The organism is Mesorhizobium sp. P3_B5 (assembly GCF_056402815.1).
In genome coordinates this window covers 132,974-149,620 of sequence record NZ_JBFUGR010000009.1, presented here as the reverse complement: position 1 = coordinate 149,620, position 16,647 = coordinate 132,974, and the positions used below count along the sequence as shown (strand labels likewise).

19 protein-coding genes are annotated in these 16,647 nt (G+C 63.4%); 13 read left to right on the top strand and 6 right to left on the bottom strand.

Annotated elements, in window-relative coordinates; translation table 11 throughout:
• Positions 1-174 precede the first annotated feature (174 nt).
• The 4 genes from sppA to lhpI all read left to right on the top strand — a co-directional run bounded on the left by sppA (position 175) and on the right by lhpI (position 2,917).
• Complete coding sequence (sppA, locus tag AC1DVW_RS22190) at positions 175-1,131, top strand: signal peptide peptidase SppA (protein WP_477325896.1); 957 nt, start codon at positions 175-177, stop codon at positions 1,129-1,131.
• Positions 1,132-1,213: 82 nt separating this feature from the next.
• Complete coding sequence (locus tag AC1DVW_RS22185) at positions 1,214-1,498, top strand: integration host factor subunit beta (protein WP_006200394.1); 285 nt, start codon at positions 1,214-1,216, stop codon at positions 1,496-1,498.
• A 62-nt stretch (positions 1,499-1,560) separates the two neighbouring features.
• Positions 1,561-1,917 (top strand): DUF1049 domain-containing protein, encoded by a 357-nt coding sequence (locus AC1DVW_RS22180; RefSeq protein ID WP_477271342.1) that lies wholly within the window; start codon positions 1,561-1,563, stop codon positions 1,915-1,917.
• A 34-nt stretch (positions 1,918-1,951) separates the two neighbouring features.
• On the top strand, positions 1,952-2,917 hold the full coding sequence (gene lhpI / locus AC1DVW_RS22175) for a bifunctional Delta(1)-pyrroline-2-carboxylate/Delta(1)-piperideine-2-carboxylate reductase (protein ID WP_477325894.1): 966 nt from the start codon (positions 1,952-1,954) through the stop codon (positions 2,915-2,917).
• Here lhpI and AC1DVW_RS22170 read toward each other — a convergent pair.
• The 3 genes from AC1DVW_RS22170 to AC1DVW_RS22160 all read right to left on the bottom strand — a co-directional run bounded on the left by AC1DVW_RS22170 (position 2,907) and on the right by AC1DVW_RS22160 (position 4,490).
• Positions 2,907-3,347, bottom strand: coding sequence for an EVE domain-containing protein (locus AC1DVW_RS22170; RefSeq protein WP_477325892.1), 441 nt, complete (start codon positions 3,345-3,347; stop codon positions 2,907-2,909). The two genes, lhpI and AC1DVW_RS22170, sit on opposite strands and share 11 nt — an antisense overlap.
• Positions 3,344-3,724: a VOC family protein gene (locus tag AC1DVW_RS22165; protein WP_477325890.1), complete on the bottom strand. Its 381-nt coding sequence runs from the start codon at positions 3,722-3,724 to the stop codon at positions 3,344-3,346. The genes AC1DVW_RS22170 and AC1DVW_RS22165 overlap by 4 nt, the downstream gene beginning before the upstream one ends.
• A gap of 79 nt (positions 3,725-3,803) precedes the next feature.
• On the bottom strand, positions 3,804-4,490 hold the full coding sequence (locus AC1DVW_RS22160; protein WP_477325888.1) for a helix-turn-helix transcriptional regulator: 687 nt from the start codon (positions 4,488-4,490) through the stop codon (positions 3,804-3,806).
• 141 nt (positions 4,491-4,631) lie between these two features.
• Here AC1DVW_RS22160 and AC1DVW_RS22155 point away from each other — a divergent pair, with 141 nt between their 5' ends.
• The 6 genes from AC1DVW_RS22155 to olsB all read left to right on the top strand — a co-directional run bounded on the left by AC1DVW_RS22155 (position 4,632) and on the right by olsB (position 11,680).
• Positions 4,632-5,693 carry an RsmD family RNA methyltransferase gene (locus AC1DVW_RS22155; RefSeq protein ID WP_477325886.1) on the top strand — a complete coding sequence of 354 codons (1,062 nt, stop codon included), beginning with the start codon at positions 4,632-4,634 and terminating at the stop codon, positions 5,691-5,693.
• Positions 5,693-6,550: a TrmH family RNA methyltransferase gene (locus AC1DVW_RS22150; RefSeq protein ID WP_477249216.1), complete on the top strand. Its 858-nt coding sequence runs from the start codon at positions 5,693-5,695 to the stop codon at positions 6,548-6,550. The genes AC1DVW_RS22155 and AC1DVW_RS22150 overlap by 1 nt, the downstream gene beginning before the upstream one ends.
• Positions 6,547-7,035 (top strand): signal peptidase II, encoded by a 489-nt coding sequence (lspA, locus tag AC1DVW_RS22145; RefSeq protein WP_477325884.1) that lies wholly within the window; start codon positions 6,547-6,549, stop codon positions 7,033-7,035. Before AC1DVW_RS22150 ends, lspA begins: the two co-directional genes overlap by 4 nt.
• A gap of 79 nt (positions 7,036-7,114) precedes the next feature.
• Positions 7,115-8,104: an acrylyl-CoA reductase (NADPH) gene (acuI, locus tag AC1DVW_RS22140; RefSeq protein WP_477249219.1), complete on the top strand. Its 990-nt coding sequence runs from the start codon at positions 7,115-7,117 to the stop codon at positions 8,102-8,104.
• 119 nt (positions 8,105-8,223) lie between these two features.
• Positions 8,224-10,512 carry a hybrid sensor histidine kinase/response regulator gene (locus AC1DVW_RS22135; RefSeq protein WP_477249221.1) on the top strand — a complete coding sequence of 763 codons (2,289 nt, stop codon included), beginning with the start codon at positions 8,224-8,226 and terminating at the stop codon, positions 10,510-10,512.
• Positions 10,513-10,810: 298 nt separating this feature from the next.
• Positions 10,811-11,680 (top strand): l-ornithine N(alpha)-acyltransferase, encoded by an 870-nt coding sequence (olsB, locus tag AC1DVW_RS22130; protein WP_477249254.1) that lies wholly within the window; start codon positions 10,811-10,813, stop codon positions 11,678-11,680.
• Positions 11,681-11,788: 108 nt separating this feature from the next.
• Here the strand turns inward: olsB and AC1DVW_RS22125 are convergent, their stop codons facing one another.
• Both AC1DVW_RS22125 and grpE read right to left on the bottom strand, forming a co-directional pair.
• Positions 11,789-12,421 carry a trimeric intracellular cation channel family protein gene (locus AC1DVW_RS22125; protein ID WP_477271324.1) on the bottom strand — a complete coding sequence of 211 codons (633 nt, stop codon included), beginning with the start codon at positions 12,419-12,421 and terminating at the stop codon, positions 11,789-11,791.
• Positions 12,422-12,544: 123 nt separating this feature from the next.
• A complete protein-coding gene (gene grpE / locus AC1DVW_RS22120; protein ID WP_477249225.1) occupies positions 12,545-13,180 on the bottom strand; it encodes a nucleotide exchange factor GrpE in 636 nt (211 codons plus the stop codon).
• A gap of 237 nt (positions 13,181-13,417) precedes the next feature.
• Between grpE and AC1DVW_RS22115 the strand changes: the two genes are divergently transcribed.
• From AC1DVW_RS22115 to AC1DVW_RS22105, 3 genes are all read left to right on the top strand, one after another.
• Positions 13,418-13,621, top strand: coding sequence for a hypothetical protein (locus AC1DVW_RS22115; protein ID WP_477249227.1), 204 nt, complete (start codon positions 13,418-13,420; stop codon positions 13,619-13,621).
• A 94-nt stretch (positions 13,622-13,715) separates the two neighbouring features.
• Entirely contained in the window at positions 13,716-14,738 is a 1,023-nt protein-coding gene (locus AC1DVW_RS22110) for a fatty acid desaturase (protein WP_477249229.1), read from the top strand.
• 63 nt (positions 14,739-14,801) lie between these two features.
• Positions 14,802-15,752 (top strand): phosphoribosylaminoimidazolesuccinocarboxamide synthase, encoded by a 951-nt coding sequence (locus AC1DVW_RS22105; RefSeq protein ID WP_477271322.1) that lies wholly within the window; start codon positions 14,802-14,804, stop codon positions 15,750-15,752.
• A gap of 95 nt (positions 15,753-15,847) precedes the next feature.
• Here the strand turns inward: AC1DVW_RS22105 and AC1DVW_RS22100 are convergent, their stop codons facing one another.
• A complete protein-coding gene (locus AC1DVW_RS22100; protein ID WP_477249232.1) occupies positions 15,848-16,465 on the bottom strand; it encodes a DJ-1/PfpI family protein in 618 nt (205 codons plus the stop codon).
• Positions 16,466-16,647 lie beyond the last annotated feature (182 nt).

Here is a 16,647-nt window from a genome sequence, read left to right as displayed (position 1 = left end):
AACACAACTGTCCGCACTTCATACCAGATACGGGCGCGCAGCGTTAATTTTTCATCAAATACCGCTTCGCCGGCGTTGACGATCCCGTGTTTGGCGCGCGCCCATCAGGAAACGGTAGCCGGGCGCGGACGCTTGCTCTAAAAGCATCTCTTCCCACCCACCATGAGGCTGACCATGGCACTGAGAGCCGACGACCTGATCGACCGCCGCCGTTTGCGACGCAAGCTGACGTTCTGGCGTGTTGCGGCGTTTGCTGTGGTAGCGGCCGGGCTGATCGCCCTTTCAGCCTGGGTTTATGATGACGACTTCGCCGGCACAGGCGTTAGCCATATCGCCAAGATCAGGATCGAAGGCACCATCACCGAGGACGAGGAACTCATCAAACGGCTGGAAACCATCCGCCAGTCCTCGACGGTGAAGGGCGTGATCCTGTCGATCGATTCGCCAGGCGGCACCACGGTCGGTGGCGAATCCATTTACGAGGAAGTGCGCAAGCTCGCCGCCGACAAGCCGGTGGTGGCCGAGGTCGGCACGCTCGCCGCGTCCGCCGGCTACATGATCGCAACCGCCACGGACCATATCGTTGCCCGCAAAACCTCGATCGTCGGCTCGATCGGCGTGCTGATCCAGTATCCCGATGTCAGCGGCCTCATGGACAAGCTCGGCATCAAGCTCGAAGAGGTGAAATCTTCACCGCTGAAAGCCTCGCCCTCGCCCTTCAAGCCGACCAATGACGACGAGCGCGCCATGGTCCGCAAACTCATCCTCGACAGCTACGATTGGTTCGTCGGCATCGTCGCCGAACGCCGCAAGATGACCCGCGAGCAGGCGCTGGCACTTGCCGACGGTTCGATCTTCACCGGCCGGCAGGGCGTCGCCAACCGGCTGATCGACGCCGTCGGCGGTGAACAAGAGGCGGTCGACTGGCTGGCGACCAAGGGTGTCGATGCCAAGCTCAAGGTGGTGGAATGGAAGAGCACTGAAAAGCGCGGTGGCTTCCTGTTCTCGAAAGCGATGGCGCAGAGCATCGGCAGCGCGCTCGGCCTGCCGGGCGCCAGCGGCGACGTCATTGAGGAACTTGGCGCCGACCGCTTGTTTCTTGACGGTCTCGTTTCCGTCTGGCACCCTTGATAAGCCTTCTGGGACGAGTGAAAAAAGCAAATAAAATCATCCTCATAATTTCGACCGCAGTGCTTTCACGGGGACCCCTCTCATGATCAAATCCGAACTTGTGCAAATTATTGCCACGCGCAACCCGCATCTTTTCCTGCGCGACGTTGAAAACATCGTCGGCGCTATTTTCGACGAGATCACCGACGCCCTTGCCGAAGGCAACCGGGTCGAACTGCGCGGCTTCGGCGCTTTTTCGGTGAAAAATCGCCCCGCCCGCACCGGGCGCAACCCACGCACCGGCGAATCCGTCGAGGTCGAGGAGAAATGGGTGCCGTTCTTCAAGACCGGCAAGGAGTTGCGCGAAAGGCTGAACGGCGGCAAATAGGCGCCGCGGGTTCATGGGCCATGCCGGCCGTCGGCATGGCCCGCCTTTCGACAGGAAATACTATGTTCAATCGCTTTGTTCTCATCGTGGTCTTCGTGCCTCTGGCCATCATCCTGATCGCGCTGGCCGTGGCCAATCGCGAATTGGTTGCCTTCACGCTCGACCCATTCCATCCCGGCAATCCGGCGCTGACGCTGACCTTGCCGCTCTTCATCTACCTGTTCCTCGCGCTCGCCGTCGGCATGATCGTCGGCAGCCTGGCGACCTGGGTCAGGCAGGGCCACTATCGCAAGCTGGCGCGCCAGCGCGGCGTCGAGGCCGAAAACCTGCGCCAGGCGGTCAGCCGTGCGCCGGCCGCGCCACAAGGCTCGGCCCAAGGGTCGGCCCAAGGGTCAGCCTTGCCGAAACCGACGAATTGAAGCGCCAGATCGCGCTTTCTCCACGGAGTTTTTCATGCTGACCATTTCGGCCGCCGAGGTCGACCATGCGCTGACCTTTCCAGGACTGGTCGAGACATTGCGCGTGGCCTTCCGTGACGGTGCGGTGCAGCCGGTCCGTCATCACCACACGGTCGAGCGGCCCGACGGCGCGGCCTCGACCCTGCTTTTGATGCCGGCCTGGACCGACTTCAACGCCGCCGGCACCTCTGCCGGCGGCCATATCGGCGTCAAGATCGTCACGGTCTCGCCAGACAACAATGCCATCGGCAAACCCGCCGTGATGGGGCTTTATCTCCTGCTCGACGGCGCCACCGGCGAGCCAGAGGCCTTGATCGACGGCCAGCGGCTGACGCAGTGGCGCACGGCTTGCGCCTCGGCGCTGGCTGCTTCCTATCTGGCCCGCACGGACGCTTCGCGGCTGCTGGTGGTTGGCGCCGGCGCGCTATCGCCGTTTCTGGCAAAGGCGCATTCGGCGGTGCGGCCGATCAAATCCATCCGCATCTGGAACCGCACGCCGGCCAACGCCGAAAAAGTTGCGGCGGATCTGCGTGCCGAAGGCTTTGCCGCCGAAGCCGCGGGCGATCTCGACGCCGAACTCGGCCAGGCCGACATCATCTCCTCGGCAACCATCACCACGACGCCGCTGATCCGGGGCGCCCTGTTGCGGCCGGGAACCCATGTCGATCTCGTCGGCGGCTTCACGCCAACCATGCGCGAAAGCGACGACGATGCGATCGCGCAGGCCCGCGTCTATGTCGACACCCGCGCCGGCGCCACCAAGGAAGCCGGCGACATCGTCCAGCCGCTGGCCTCCGGCGTGCTGAAAGCGGAAGCCATCGTCGCCGACCTGCATGAATTGGCGCGTGGTGAGAAAGAAGGCCGGCAAAGCCCCGACGAGATCACCCTGTTCAAGTCGGTTGGTGCCGCCCTCGAAGACCTCGCCGCCGGCATTGCCGTCTACAAGGCGCTCAAGCGGTAGCATCCTGCTTGATTTCGACCCCCATCGCCTCGGTGATCAGCGAAAAATCACCCTCGCTGAGCGCAAACAGGCCAAAGCGCAGCTGATAGCCCCAGTTCGACTTGCCGGCGGTGAATTCGAGCCTGTCGAGCAGCGGCTTGATCGGCGCCTCTTGCGCCTTTGCCCATTCGACGTCGCGCCGGTAGGGCGTGAAGCCGCCGCCCATATCGCCCTGATAGGGTTCTCCTTCACGCACCGTGCCGATGGCGGTGAACGACTGTAGGCCGTCCTTCTCGCCCAAAATGGTGGTCGGCGAATAGTAGACAATGCCATCGCCGGGTTTGATGCGGCGAAGCGGCGCTGCCTTGCCGTGGTTGACCTGCATAAAGCCGTCGCGTCGGCCGCGCCGCACATGCTCGGCCGAAGCGACCGCGATCCAATGCCCGCTCATGCTTGTTCTCCGTCGTTCAGCCAATAGACGCGCAGCCGATGATTGTCAGGATCGAGCGCGACGAAAGTGCGACCGAAATCCATGTCGGTTGGCGTCTGCAGGATGTTCAGCCCACGCCCGGCCCAATCGGCATGGGTGGCATCGACCGCGTCCGGCGTTTCCAGCGCAAAGACGATCTCCGCACCGCCGCCCGCGGCCGCGGCGGCCGGCTCCACCGTATGGCGCGACCAGAGGCCGAGCTTGAAGCCGTTGTCGAGCACGAACAGCACGAAGGTCGGCGACGTCTCGACCGGCTGGCGGCCGAACAGCGCGCTGTAGAAGACGCCGCTCTGCTCGGGCTTGTCGACATAGAGGATGATGAAATTGGGAGTTGTCATTTTCTGCTCTCCAAGGGTTTCGATACGAAGACCATAGGAGATGCTGCTGTCAGATTCTGGCAGCAGTGATCACGGGCAGCTAACGCCGTGGCGCGTCGAGCGTCGCCCGCCATTCCTTCAACAACATTTGGCGGCGGCGCGGATAGCGCGTCTCGGTGACGTTGAACCCGGAGATGCGATCGGCGCGAAAATGCCTGAAATCCTGCCGCGTCTCGCACCAGGCCACCACCACCCGCACCTTGTCGAAGAAGCCGAGCGCAAACGGCCAGACCATGCGCTGCGAAGCAGCACCACCGGCATCGCGATAGAGAAAGCCGAGCTTGCGCTCGTTGCGGATGGCTTGCCGCACCAGCCCGAGGTCGATGCCCTCGACGGCCTCGATGCGCGGCCCGACGAGCAGCGTCGTCGCATCCAGATCCTCGCGCAGATCGTCCGGCAGCACCGCGGCGATCTTGGCCAGCGCGTCGGTGGCAGCCGCCGAAAGCCGTGAATCCGGCTGCTTGGCGACCCAGCGCGAACCGAGCACGATGGCCTCGATCTCCTCGTCGGTGAACATCAGCGGCGGCAGCATGAAGCCGGGCTTGAGCACATAACCCAGCCCCGCCTCGCCCTCGATCGGCGCGCCCTGTCCCTGCAGCGTGGCAATGTCGCGGTAGAGCGTGCGGATCGAGATCCCCATCTCGCCGGCGAGCGTGCGGCCGCTGACCGGCCGGCGATGCCGGCGCAGGATCTGGATCAGGTCGAGCAGGCGTTCGGAGCGGGACATGTTTTTCAGATTTGCCCGTTTCTTCCGGCGAGGTCCATTACCCCACGACAGAAACCGGCGCCGAACGCGTGCAGGACCATTTTGTTGCGAAGCAGGTGCCCCTATGTCAAAAGCGGCCACCCGCTCCGGAGATTTTCCTTCTTGAAATCCTTTCGCGACAGAAACCGCGACAACCGCCCGCGTCAGCCCGCAAAGGCTGAACAGTCGCGTCTACGCGAGACTGGCGCAGCGGCAAGGCCACAGACAAAACCGGACGACCGGTCCGACCCCAAATCCGCGCCGCGCGTCCTGTCGCGCCGCCCGGGCGCCCTGCCCTCCGAGCGGCTGCCGCTGATACTCGAAGTGGCGCCCAATCAGGATTATGCGCTGCTCGACAGTGGCGCCGGCCAAAAGCTCGAGCAATACGGTCCCTATCGCATCGTGCGGCCCGAGGGCCAGGCGATCTGGCAAAAGGCGCTGCCGGCAAGGGACTGGGACCGTGCCGACGCGATTTTCACCGGCGACACCGACGAAGAAGGCATCGGCCGCTGGCGCTTCCCCGGGACGCCACTCGGCGAGACCTGGCCGATGAAGCATGACGGCATCGACTATCTCGGCCGCTTCACCTCGTTTCGCCATGTCGGCGTCTTCCCCGAGCAGGCCTCGCATTGGGATCACATGGCCGCATTGATCGCGGCGGCAAAGCGGCCGGTCAAGGTGCTGAACCTGTTCGGCTACACTGGCCTTGCCTCGCTGGTGACGGCTCGCGCCGGCGCCGAGGTCACCCATGTCGATGCCTCCAAGAAGGCGATCGGCTGGGCCCGCGAGAACCAGGAGATGGCCGGCCTCGGCAGCAAGCCGATCCGCTGGATCGTCGACGACGCCATGAAATTCGTCGAGCGCGAGGAGCGCCGCGGCAGCCGCTACGACATCATCCTGTTCGACCCGCCTGCCTATGGACGCGGCCCCAAGGGCGAGGTCTGGCAATTGTTCGAGGATCTGCCAGCGCTCACCGACCTCTGCCGCGCAATCCTGACGCCCAAGCCGCTGGCCGTGGTGCTGACCGCCTATTCGATCCGCGCCTCCTTCTTCGCCATACATGCCTTGCTGCGCGACACCTTTGCCGGCATGGGCGGTACGGTCGAATCCGGCGAACTGATCATCCGCGAGAAGTCGGCCGGCCGCGCGCTGTCGACCTCGCTGTTCTCGCGCTGGGTGGCCTGATGAACGAGCGGCACGCAGGCGCACCGGGGCAGGTCAAGGAAGTCACCAGCCTCGCCAATCCGCTGATCAAGGACATCAAGGCGCTGGCGCAGAAGAAATTCCGCGACCAGCAGAACGCCTTCATGGCCGAAGGGCTGAAACTGGTCATCGACGCGCTCGACCTCGGCTGGTCGATCAAGACGCTGGTCTTCGCCAAGGCCGGGCGCGGCAATGCGGCCATCGAAAAGGTGGCGGCGCGCACGGTTGCCGCCGGCGGCACCGTGCTCGAAGTGTCGGAAAAGGTGCTGGTCGCCATCACCCGCCGCGACAATCCGCAAATGGTGGTTGGCGTCTTCTCGCAAAAATTCTTGGCGCTGAGGGACATCCGCGCCCACGACGGCGACGTCTGGGTGGCGCTCGACCGGGTGCGCGACCCCGGTAATCTCGGCACCGTCATCCGCACCGTCGATGCCGTCGGCGCCAAGGGCGTCATCCTGGTCGGTGAAACCACCGATCCTTTTTCCGTCGAAACCGTGCGCGCCACCATGGGTTCGATCTTCGCCGTGCCGGTGACCAAAGCCACGCCGGAAGCCTTTCTCGCCTGGCGCAACAGCTTTTCAGGCCTCGTCGCCGGCACGCATCTAAAAGGGGCGGTCGACTATCGTTCGGTCGATTTCTCCAGGGGCCCGGTGCTCTTGATGATGGGCAACGAGCAGCAGGGCCTGCCCGACAATCTGGCCGAAAGCTGCGACAGGCTGCTGCGCATTCCGCAGGCGGGCCGCGCCGATTCGCTCAACCTTGCGGTCGCCACCGGCATCATGCTGTTCGAGATCCGGCGCGGCGCGCTGAAGCTTGCCCCTGAGGATACCAAACCGTGAAATCATGGTCCCCCTACGTCCTGCTGACTGTGGCGGCAATCGGCCTCGATCAATGGGTGAAACATCTGGTCGAAACCGGTCTCGCCTTCCAGGAAAAAATCGATCTGGTGCCGTTCCTGGCGCTGTACCGCACCTATAACACCGGCATTGCCTTCTCGATGTTTTCATCCTTCGGCGATACCGGCCTGGTGGTGATTGCGGCTCTCGTCGTCGCTTTCGTGCTCTATCTCGCGACGCGTACGCCGCCCGCCCACGTGCTTGCCCGCATCGGCTTTGCATTGATCGTCGGCGGCGCGCTCGGCAATCTCATTGACCGTGCCGTCTACGGCCACGTCATCGATTACATCCTGTTCCACACGCCGGTCTGGTCCTTCGCCATCTTCAACCTCGCCGACGCCTTCATTTCGATCGGCGCCGCGCTGGTCGTCTTCGACGAACTCATCGGCTGGCGGCGCGAAGTGAAGCCGCAAGGTCCGGACGCTTGAACGCCCGGCTCTCTTGAACGATTGACCGCGCCGGGCTGTCGCCGCACAGTCCACGCACCGCCAGACCGAGGAGACAAAAGTGACCGAGACCTTCAAAGCCATCCTCGTTTCACGCGACGCCGAGAAGAAGCAGTCGGTGGCCGTGACCGACCTCACCGAAGCCGATCTGATGGAAGGCGATGTCACCGTCGCGGTAGAAGCGACGACGGTCAACTACAAGGACGGGCTGGCCATCACCGGCAAGGCGCCGGTGATCCGCCGCTGGCCGTTGGTGCCGGGCATCGATTTCGCCGGCACCGTCATCTCGTCTTCCCATGACGACTGGCGCAAGGGCGACAAGGTAATCTTGAACGGCTGGGGCGTCGGCGAGACGCATTTCGGCGCCTATGCCGGACGCGCCCGCGTCAAGGGCGATTGGCTGGTGCCGCTGCCGGACGGCATGAGCGCGCATGACGCCATGGCAGTCGGCACGGCCGGCTACACGGCCATGCTTTGCGTCATCGCACTGGAGCGGCACGGCATCGTGCCTGATCGCGGCCCGGTGGTGGTGACGGGCGCTGCCGGCGGCGTCGGCTCGGTCGCCGTCTCGATCCTGTCCAGCCTCGGCTATCATGTCATCGCCTCGACCGGCCGCAACGCCGAAAGCCCCTATCTGATCGACCTTGGCGCGGCGGAAGTAATCTCGCGCGACGAGCTCGCCCAACCGGCAAAGCCGCTGGCCAAGGAGCGCTGGGCCGGCGGCATCGATGCGGTCGGCAGCCATACGCTGGCCAATGTGCTGTCGATGACCTCCTATGGCGGCGCGGTCGCCGCCTGCGGCCTGGCCGGCGGCATGGATCTGCCGTCGAGCGTCGCCCCGTTCATCCTGCGCGGTGTTTCGCTGCTCGGCATCGATTCGGTGATGGCGCCGAAGGCGGTCCGCATCGAGGCGTGGCGCCGCATCGGCACCGATCTCGACCTTGAGAAACTCGCCAGCCTGTCCACAACCATTGGCTTCGACGGCATCATCGATGCCGCGCATGACATCGTCGACGGCAAGATCCGCGGTCGCGTCGTGGTGGATATGTAAGGCCCTCAGGGGCATTCCAGGAAAAATGTGAAGCGGTTTTCCGTCCTGAATCGCTCGACCGCTAAAATTCGAACGATCCGCCGCAGTCTTCCATAATCTCTGTTTGATAGGGATTTCGCATGATCGCGGAATCCGGCATCAGGGAGGCGGACAGTGCCGAAGGCATCGACGGGCTGAGCCCCGAGCTGCCGAAGCGGCGGATTCTCGTCGCGCCGCCGCTGGCGCCCGAACTGCCGCCCGCCACCCGCGAGGGCCTGCCCTTCCTGACGGTCGTCGCCATCGCCGTTCTGGCGGGACTGTCGCATCTGACCGGAGCGCCGATCTTCATCACCATCGGCTTGCTGGCGACCGGCATGGGCGGCCTCGTCATGCATCTGCGCGCCAGGCGCGCCGAGCGCCGGACAGTGGCCCTGCTCGACGAAGCCACGGCCCGCAGCCGCGCCGAGATCGAGACGCTGGCCGATCGCATGTGGGAGATGCAGGAGAGCGAGGAGCGTTTTCGCGGGCTCATCGATGCGCTGGGCGACCTCGTCGTCCATCGCGACCGCGACGGCCACATCGTCTATGCCAACAAGGTTTTCGCCGGCCTTGTCGAAATCGATCAGCGCGACCTTGCCGGCAAGACCCTGACCGAACTCGGCATCGACGTCGGCATTGTCCCCGATGCCGCCTTTTCGGATCACGAATGTTTGAGCTCCACCGACGTCGCCATCCGCACGCCGGCCGGGCCGCGCTGGTTCTCGTGGATCGAACTGTCGGTGCGCGAGAAGGACTCGGGCGCCGTCTCGCACCGGGCGATCGCCCGCGACATCACCGCCCGCAAGCGCGCGGAATCGTCACTGATCACCGCCCGCGAACGCGCCGAATATGCAAGCCAGGCCAAATCGCGCTTCCTCGCAACCGTCAGCCATGAAATCCGCACGCCGATGAACGGCATCATGGGCATGGCCAAGCTTCTGGCCGACACCCATCTTTCGCCTGAGCAGCGGACCTATGTCAGTGCCGTCTCGACCTCGGCCAGCGCACTGCTCGCCCTGATCGAGGACCTGCTCGACTATTCCAAGATCGAGGCAGGCCGCTTCGACCCGGAACCGCAGCCGACATCGCTGCGCGAAATCGCCGACAACATCATCGAACTGATGGCGGCGAAAGCCTTCGCCAAGAACATCGGCCTCGGCTGTCACGTCGAACCCGACGTGCCGCTGATGATCACAGCCGACCCCGGCAGGGTGAGGCAGGTGCTGCTCAACCTCATCGGCAATGCCGTCAAATTCACCGACAGCGGCGGCGTGCTGGTCAGCGTCGCACGGGCACGCACCGAGACGACCGACCGCATTTGCTTCATCGTTGCCGACACCGGCCCCGGACTGCGCGAGGACGACATGGAGCGCATCTTCGAGGAATTCGAACAATCCGACGGCACCTCGACCCGTGTGCATGGCGGCGCCGGCCTCGGTCTTGCCATCTCCAGGCGCCTGGTGACAGCCATGGGCGGCACCATCTCGGTGTCGAGCCGGCTCGGCGAAGGATCTGAATTCGTCTTCGAAATCCCGGCCATTGCGGCCACCGAGGCACCGCAAAACCGCCAGAGCATTCTATCGGGCCGGCACGCGGTGATCGTCTCGAAGAACGCCATCGAGGCCGATGCCATCGCCCGCACCATCCGTGCCCATGGCGGCGTCGTCAATCTGGCTGCTACCTCGGCCCAGGCGGCGCCTTTTGCCGCGGACTGCGACGTGCTTCTGATCGATGCAGCCATGGAAGACAGCGATGGACGGCTGCTCAAGCGCTTGCGCCAAAGCGGCTTTGCCGATTGCGAGGCCATCACGCTGATCGCGCCGACCGACCGCGGCATGCTTGGCGAATTCCGCGCCAGTGGCTACGCCACCTTCCTGGCAAGGCCGGTGCGCGGCGAGACGCTGTTGCGCGTACTTTTGACCAGCCATGCCCCGACGCTGCCCAAGCCGCAGCCGGAAAAACGCGGAGCCCCCTCCATTCGTACCCTCGGTGGTCGCCGGCAAGGCCTGTCGGTGCTGATCGCCGAGGACAACGACATCAACGCCATGCTCGCCCGCGCCACGCTTGTGAAGGCCGGGCATCGCGTGAAAGTGGTCGGCAACGGCAAGGCCGCGGTCGAGGCCGTCACCGAGGCCGGGCTCAAACATCGTTTTGACGTGGTGCTGATGGACCTGCACATGCCCGTCATGGACGGGCTGGATGCGATCGCCGCCATCCGCCGTCACGAGGAGGAAATGGCGGTGCCGCCGGTGCCGATCATGGTGCTTTCCGCCGACAGCCAGGAAAAGACCCGCCACGCCGTGCTCGCCCATGGCGCCAGCGGCTTCGTCACCAAGCCGCTCGACCCCGACGCTTTGGTTCACGCCGTCGAGGGCCAGGTAGCCGCCTGAATTGTTATCCGCCCTTTCGCTGCCCATATAATGTAGCCGCCTGACAGCCTTGGAGCGCCGCGTGTCTTGTGGGACGCGCCCAGACGTTGCAGCGCTTTTGGCTCGGCACATCATCCCTTGCGGAACCGAAGGCGAGCACGGCAAAAACTGATTCCGCTTGCCGAAGTCGCGCGCTGGCCAGCCGGCGAAGTATTGCCCAGAGCGCTGTATCACGGTACTGTCACAATCCTGTTGCACCTACACCGTATCCCCGTGCCAAGAGGGATGGCTCGAAGGAGAATCACTCGTGCATACAGTTATGCCGGAATGTGACACTCGGCCGAACGCCAGCAGCGCACTGCTCGCCGGGCGTAGCGCCGATTCCGTCATAAAAGGCGCTTCGCTCGGCCGGATCGGCAACCTCGAAGTGCGGCTCGCCCGCAACGAGGCCGAGATCGCCGCTGCCCAGGAAGTGCGCTACCGGGTATTTTATGACGAGCTTGGCGCCAGGAAGGACCTGTTCCAGGATCACCGCGACGCCGATCGGTTCGATCCGCTCTGCGACCATCTGCTCGTCTTCGACACCACGCTCTCCGGCCCCGAGCACCGCCGCATCGTCGGCACCTACCGCCTTCTGCGGCAGGAAATCGCGGCCACCGCAGGCGGGTTTTATTCCGAGGGTGAATTCGAGCTGACCAAGCTCATCGCCCGCCATCCCGGCCAGCGTTTCCTCGAACTCGGCCGCTCCTGCGTTTTGCCGGAATACCGCTCGAAGCGCACCATCGAGGCGCTGTGGCAAGGCATATGGGCCTATATCAAGCACTATGAGATCGGCGTGATGACCGGCTGCGCCTCGTTCCACGGCACCGTGCCGGCGGCGCATGCCGAGGCGCTCACCTATCTTGCCCATCACTGCCGGACCAACTCGGCCTGGGATGTACGCGCGGTCACCGGGCGCTATTGCTCCATGGATTTGATGCCGATCGAGGCCGTCAACACCAAGGCGGCCATCGCGGCGATGCCGCCGCTGGTCAAGGGCTATCTGCGCGTCGGCGCCCGCATCGGTGACGGCTGCGTCATCGACCGCGAATTCTCGACGGTCGACGTGTTCGTCGTGATGCCGGTCAAGGAAATCGGTGCGCGCTACGTCAACTACTATGGTGGGGAAGCCCAGCGCTTCGCCGCCTGACGCCAGCGAATAGCGAATAGCGAATAGCGAATAGCGAATAGCGAGAGCTACGCCGCAATCTTGCGGACTGCTATCCCCTATTCGCTACTCCCTATTCGCTACTCACTCTCAAGGAATATCCTCCGGCCGCCGTCCCGGCCGGCTCTTGTAGGACGGAAACGACCAGCCGAACTTGAGTGCCCCGCCGCGCACCAGGAAAGCCGCTGCGAAGCCGGCGAGGCCTGAGGCGAGTGGCGGCAGCCCAGCGAGATCGCCAAGCGTAAACAGCGTAGCTCCGGCAAGAGCGGCGGTGACATAGATTTCGGGTCTCAGCAGCACTGACGGCTCGCCGGCCAGAAGGTCGCGCAGAATGCCGCCAAAGGTGGCGGTGAGCACGCCGGTGATGACTGACACGACCGGAGAGCCGGTGATGGCCAGACCCTTGGCGGCGCCCATCACCGAGAACGCCGCGAGGCCGACAGCGTCGAGCCAGAGCAGCAATTTGTAGCGGGATTCGACACGGTGCGCGCTGAAGAAGACCAGCACCGCTACCACTGCGCAGATCAGCACATAATCGCGGTTGGCGACCCAGAACACCGGCAAATTGAGGATGACGTCGCGAAACGTGCCGCCGCCGATGCCGGTGACGCTGGCCAGGAACAGAAAGCCGATAATGTCGAGTTGCTTGCGCGAGGCGGCAAGCGCACCCGTCGCCGCGAAGACGGCGACACCGGCATAGTCGAGGAGGTCGATGGGGTTCATGGGCGAACAATGAAAGAGTGAATAGCGAATAGCGAATAGGCAATAGCGAATAGCACAAAGCCACGTGGCGGCTATTGGCTATTTCCCTATTCGCTACTCGCTATTCCCTACTCGCTTATCCGTTCAAGCGTCCCTCTCGGCCTCATCATTGACCGGCCCAGGTTCGACAGGCGTTTCGCTCGCCACATATTTGGGGCCGCCCTTGGCGACGCCGACCATGGCCGGCCGCAGCACGCGCTCGCCGATCGAATAGCCCGGCTGTACGATCTGGACGACGGTGTTGGCCGGCACGTCCGGATTGGGCACCTCGAACATCGCCTGATGGAAATTCGGATCGAACTTCTCGCCTTGCGGCTCGAGCTTCTTCACCCCGTGCCGCTCCAGCGCCGACAACATGGCGCGTTCGGTGATCTCGACGCCGTCGATCAGCGCCTTGAACCCGGCATCGCCCGAAGCCTTGGCCTCGGCCGGAATGGCGTCAAGCGCGCGGCGCAGATTGTCCGACACCGACAGCATGTCGCGGGCAAAATTGGCCACCGCATAGGTCCGTGCGTCATGCACGTCGCGCGCGGTGCGGCGGCGCAGGTTTTCCATCTCGGCCGCGACGCGCAGCGCGCGGTCCTTCAGCTCTTCGTTTTCCTTCAGAAGCCGCACCAGCGCTTCATAGTCGCCGTCGATGCTGCCTTCGGCGCGCTCGCCAATGGCCTCGGCCGTTTCGATGTCCTCGGGCGCGCGTTCGTCTTTCGTCTGGTCGCTCATCGCCGTTTCCCGTCATTTCGAATGGTTCGGATTTGTGCCCGATATCGAGGTTTGGCAGCCAAAAATCAAGGGGTAAGCAGTATTGACGGCCACCTGTCGCGCCTTGCCGGTGCGTTGCGAAGGCGTTTCATTTTAATTCAAATTTTACTGTAATCACCGGCTTTGCTTGCCTGAATGTTGCGATGGGGGAACCATTCCCTTGCTGGAGGAGTTTCGGTCTCGACAAAGGATTTTGAGATGATGACCCGCAACAATGGCGACAGGCGCGAAAGTCTCGCTGCCGATATCAGGCGCCAGTTCACCACCGAGGCAACGACCCGCTTCCTGCGCACACTGCCGGCCTTCCGCACCGAGGCCGACATTCCCGACCATTTCAGGGACCTGCTCGACCGGCTGGACGGTGTGGAAGGCAGCCTGGCCGGCGGTGACCGCCGGCAATAGCGCCACGGACGGCTTGCATCGCGCGACATTTACGCACAGTAATTTGGCGTGATCTGCGCCTTGCGGCAGCGGCGGGCTGCGTCTATGCTTCCTGATGAACATGATTTCCCCCGAGGCTGCTGCCAACAGCAGGCGTGCCTGGTTGAAGATTCTAGCGCGCTACAAGAAGCCTGACAGGCGACGCAGCACCCTCGAACTTGCAATCACCCTCATCCCTTTCGTCACCTTATGGGCGCTGTCTTCGGCCGCCTATTCCTATGGCCATTGGTGGGGTTTGATCCTCATCGTCCCGGCGGCGGCCTTTCTGGTGCGGATTTTCATGATCCAGCACGATTGCGGCCACGGCTCCTTCTTCGCCAATCGCTATGCCGACGACTGGATCGGCCGCAGCCTGGGCGTGCTGACGCTGACGCCCTATGATTGCTGGCGCCGCGCCCACGCCACCCATCACGCCAGCGCCGGCAATCTCGACGAGCGCGGCATGGGCGACATCAGGACGCTGACCGTCGCCGAATACCGGCAGATGTCGTGGCGAGGCCGTCTTGGGTATCGTCTCTATCGCCATCCGCTGGTGATGTTCGGCCTTGGGCCGATATGGCTTTTCATTTTTGAGCAGCGGCTGCCGGTCGGCATGATGCGGGGTGGCCTGACGCCCTGGGTGTCATCGATGGCCACCAACCTCGCCATCGCGCTCGCCGCGGCAATCCTCATCTGGTTTGTCGGTCCCGGCGCGTTCCTGGTCGTCCATCTGCCCATCGTCATCCTCGCCGGTTCGGCCGGCGTCTGGCTGTTCTACGTCCAGCACCAATTCGAGGAGACAGAGTGGGCGAAGGATTCCGAATGGGAATTCCAGCATGCGGCGCTGCATGGATCGTCCTACTATGACCTGCCGCCGGTGCTGAACTGGTTCACCGGCAACATCGGCGTTCACCACGTCCATCACCTCTCCGCCAAGGTGCCGTGCTACCGGCTTCCGGAAGTGCTGCGCGACTATCCGGAACTGCGCAACATCGGCCGCGTCACGCTTCTCGACAGCCTGCGCTGCGTCAAGCTGGCGCTGTGGGACGAGAACCGCCGCAAGCTGGTGTCATTCCGCGAAGCGCGGATGGCGATTTAGCACCAATCGGATCGGGCGCAGCGCGAGCCGGATCTGTAACCCCACCGACAGACGATATCCTTCATGAGCGATCTCCGCGTTCTCACAGATGCCTTCATTCCCGAACTGCCGAACCGCTACAACGGCAAGGTACGGGACAATTACGACCTGCCGGACGGGCGACGCATCATTATCGCCACTGACCGCATCAGTGCCTTCGACACCATCCTGACCTCGATCCCGTTCAAGGGAGAGATCCTGACGCAGATTGCCCGGCACTGGTTCGAAGAGACCGCCGATATCTGCCCGAACCATGTGCTTGAATATCCCGACCCCAACGTTGTCGTTGGCACGCGGCTCGAAATCCTGCCGGTCGAAATTGTCGTGCGTGGCTATCTCGCAGGAACCACCAGCACGTCAATTCTGACCAAATACAAGAACGGCGAGCGGCATATGTATGGCACCGTCCTGCCGGACGGATTGCGCGCCCACGAAAAGCTTCGCCAAGCGATCATCACCCCGACCAGCAAGGCTTTTGACGGCGGTCATGATGAACCCCTGTCCGAAGCCGAAATCATCGAGCAAGGGCTTCTCACACCGGCGCAATGGCAGACCGTTTCAAGCTACGCCTTGCAGCTGTTCGCGCGAGGCCAGACGCGCGCTACCGAGCGTGGCCTGATCCTCGCTGACACGAAATACGAGTTCGGCGTCGACAAGGACGGGACGATCGTTCTTGCCGATGAAATCCATACGCCCGACAGCAGCCGCTACTGGATCGCGACGACCTACCAACAGGCGCTCCAGAACGGCACGCGGCCGGACAGTTTTGACAAGGATTTCATTCGGTCGTGGGTCTCGGCCCGCTGCGATCCTTACAAGGAACCGATCCCGAGGATTCCCGACGAGATCATCAACCAGACTTCACGGGTTTACGCGCAGGCCTATGAAGCGATCACCGGCAAGGAATTCGTGCCTGACCTCACTGGCGACACCGTGCTGGATCGCATCCGCGGCAATCTCAAGCGTTACTTCTGACGGATTCGATTTCCCGGCCGATGCGATAGAGCCTCGAAAGCAAAGGGCCGCCGCCGCACCCCATGCGGCGCGGCGGCATTGGCAAAAATCCCGGATCAGGCCGCCTTGCGCTCGTCGCGCAGGATCTCGCCATGGCGGATTTCGGTGCCGAGCACTTTCAGGCATTCGCGCATGAAGGCGGCCAGCCCGGGCCAGCCCTTGGCCGACACCAGATTGCCGTCGACATGGGCGCCGGTTGGCGCGACATCGATGTAGATGCCGCCGGCCAGCGTGACCTCCGGCTCGCAATACTGCAGTGCTGCCACTTGGCGGCCGCGCACGACGCCGTCGACCGCAATCAGGATCTGCACGCCGTGGCAGATGGTGAAGATCGGCTTGCCGGTTTCGTGGAAATGCCGCACCAGCGCCTGGACCCGCTTGTCGATGCGAATGTATTCCGGCCCGCGCCCGCCCGCCGCATAGACGGCATCGTATTCGGCCGGTTTCACCTCGGAAAAGGTCTTGTTGAGGATGTAATCGTGGCCGAGCTTTTCCGTATAGGTCTGGTGACCCTCGAAATCGTGCAGCGACGTCTTGAGGATGTCGCCCGCCTTCTTGTCGGGGCAGACGACATGCACGGTGTGGCCAACCGCATGCATGGCCTGTTCAAAGACGAAAATCTCGTATTCCTCGCTGAACTCACCAACGAGCATCAATATCCTCTTGCCTGCCATTCCGGTTCCTCCCTTGGTGGTCATTTATTTCGGATTACGAAATAATGGACCTATCCTAAGGGCAAGACGGCAAAAGGAAAAGCGTGATTCGCACAATTGGTCTGACCAGATTTTGCGCAATGCAGCCGATGCCGCACCAGAATTCTTCGCGATGGACAAAAGGGGCATGACTGGTTCGACCA

What these genes read in the sequence shown, in the direction of transcription:
- AC1DVW_RS22160 (WP_477325888.1), bottom strand. Translation starts at nt 4,490, where the DNA reads ATGTCCCGCTCCGAACGCCTGCTCGACCTGATCCAGATCCTGCGCCGG.
- AC1DVW_RS22185 (WP_006200394.1), top strand. Translation starts at nt 1,214, where the DNA reads ATGATCAAATCCGAACTTGTGCAAATTATTGCCACGCGCAACCCGCAT.
- AC1DVW_RS22150 (WP_477249216.1), top strand. Translation starts at nt 5,693, where the DNA reads ATGAACGAGCGGCACGCAGGCGCACCGGGGCAGGTCAAGGAAGTCACC.
- AC1DVW_RS22100 (WP_477249232.1), bottom strand. Translation starts at nt 16,465, where the DNA reads ATGGCAGGCAAGAGGATATTGATGCTCGTTGGTGAGTTCAGCGAGGAA.
- AC1DVW_RS22125 (WP_477271324.1), bottom strand. Translation starts at nt 12,421, where the DNA reads ATGAACCCCATCGACCTCCTCGACTATGCCGGTGTCGCCGTCTTCGCG.
- AC1DVW_RS22115 (WP_477249227.1), top strand. Translation starts at nt 13,418, where the DNA reads ATGATGACCCGCAACAATGGCGACAGGCGCGAAAGTCTCGCTGCCGAT.
- AC1DVW_RS22180 (WP_477271342.1), top strand. Translation starts at nt 1,561, where the DNA reads ATGTTCAATCGCTTTGTTCTCATCGTGGTCTTCGTGCCTCTGGCCATC.
- AC1DVW_RS22110 (WP_477249229.1), top strand. Translation starts at nt 13,716, where the DNA reads ATGAACATGATTTCCCCCGAGGCTGCTGCCAACAGCAGGCGTGCCTGG.
- AC1DVW_RS22105 (WP_477271322.1), top strand. Translation starts at nt 14,802, where the DNA reads ATGAGCGATCTCCGCGTTCTCACAGATGCCTTCATTCCCGAACTGCCG.
- lhpI (WP_477325894.1), top strand. Translation starts at nt 1,952, where the DNA reads ATGCTGACCATTTCGGCCGCCGAGGTCGACCATGCGCTGACCTTTCCA.
- olsB (WP_477249254.1), top strand. Translation starts at nt 10,811, where the DNA reads ATGCCGGAATGTGACACTCGGCCGAACGCCAGCAGCGCACTGCTCGCC.
- AC1DVW_RS22170 (WP_477325892.1), bottom strand. Translation starts at nt 3,347, where the DNA reads ATGAGCGGGCATTGGATCGCGGTCGCTTCGGCCGAGCATGTGCGGCGC.
- sppA (WP_477325896.1), top strand. Translation starts at nt 175, where the DNA reads ATGGCACTGAGAGCCGACGACCTGATCGACCGCCGCCGTTTGCGACGC.
- grpE (WP_477249225.1), bottom strand. Translation starts at nt 13,180, where the DNA reads ATGAGCGACCAGACGAAAGACGAACGCGCGCCCGAGGACATCGAAACG.
- AC1DVW_RS22135 (WP_477249221.1), top strand. Translation starts at nt 8,224, where the DNA reads ATGATCGCGGAATCCGGCATCAGGGAGGCGGACAGTGCCGAAGGCATC.
- AC1DVW_RS22165 (WP_477325890.1), bottom strand. Translation starts at nt 3,724, where the DNA reads ATGACAACTCCCAATTTCATCATCCTCTATGTCGACAAGCCCGAGCAG.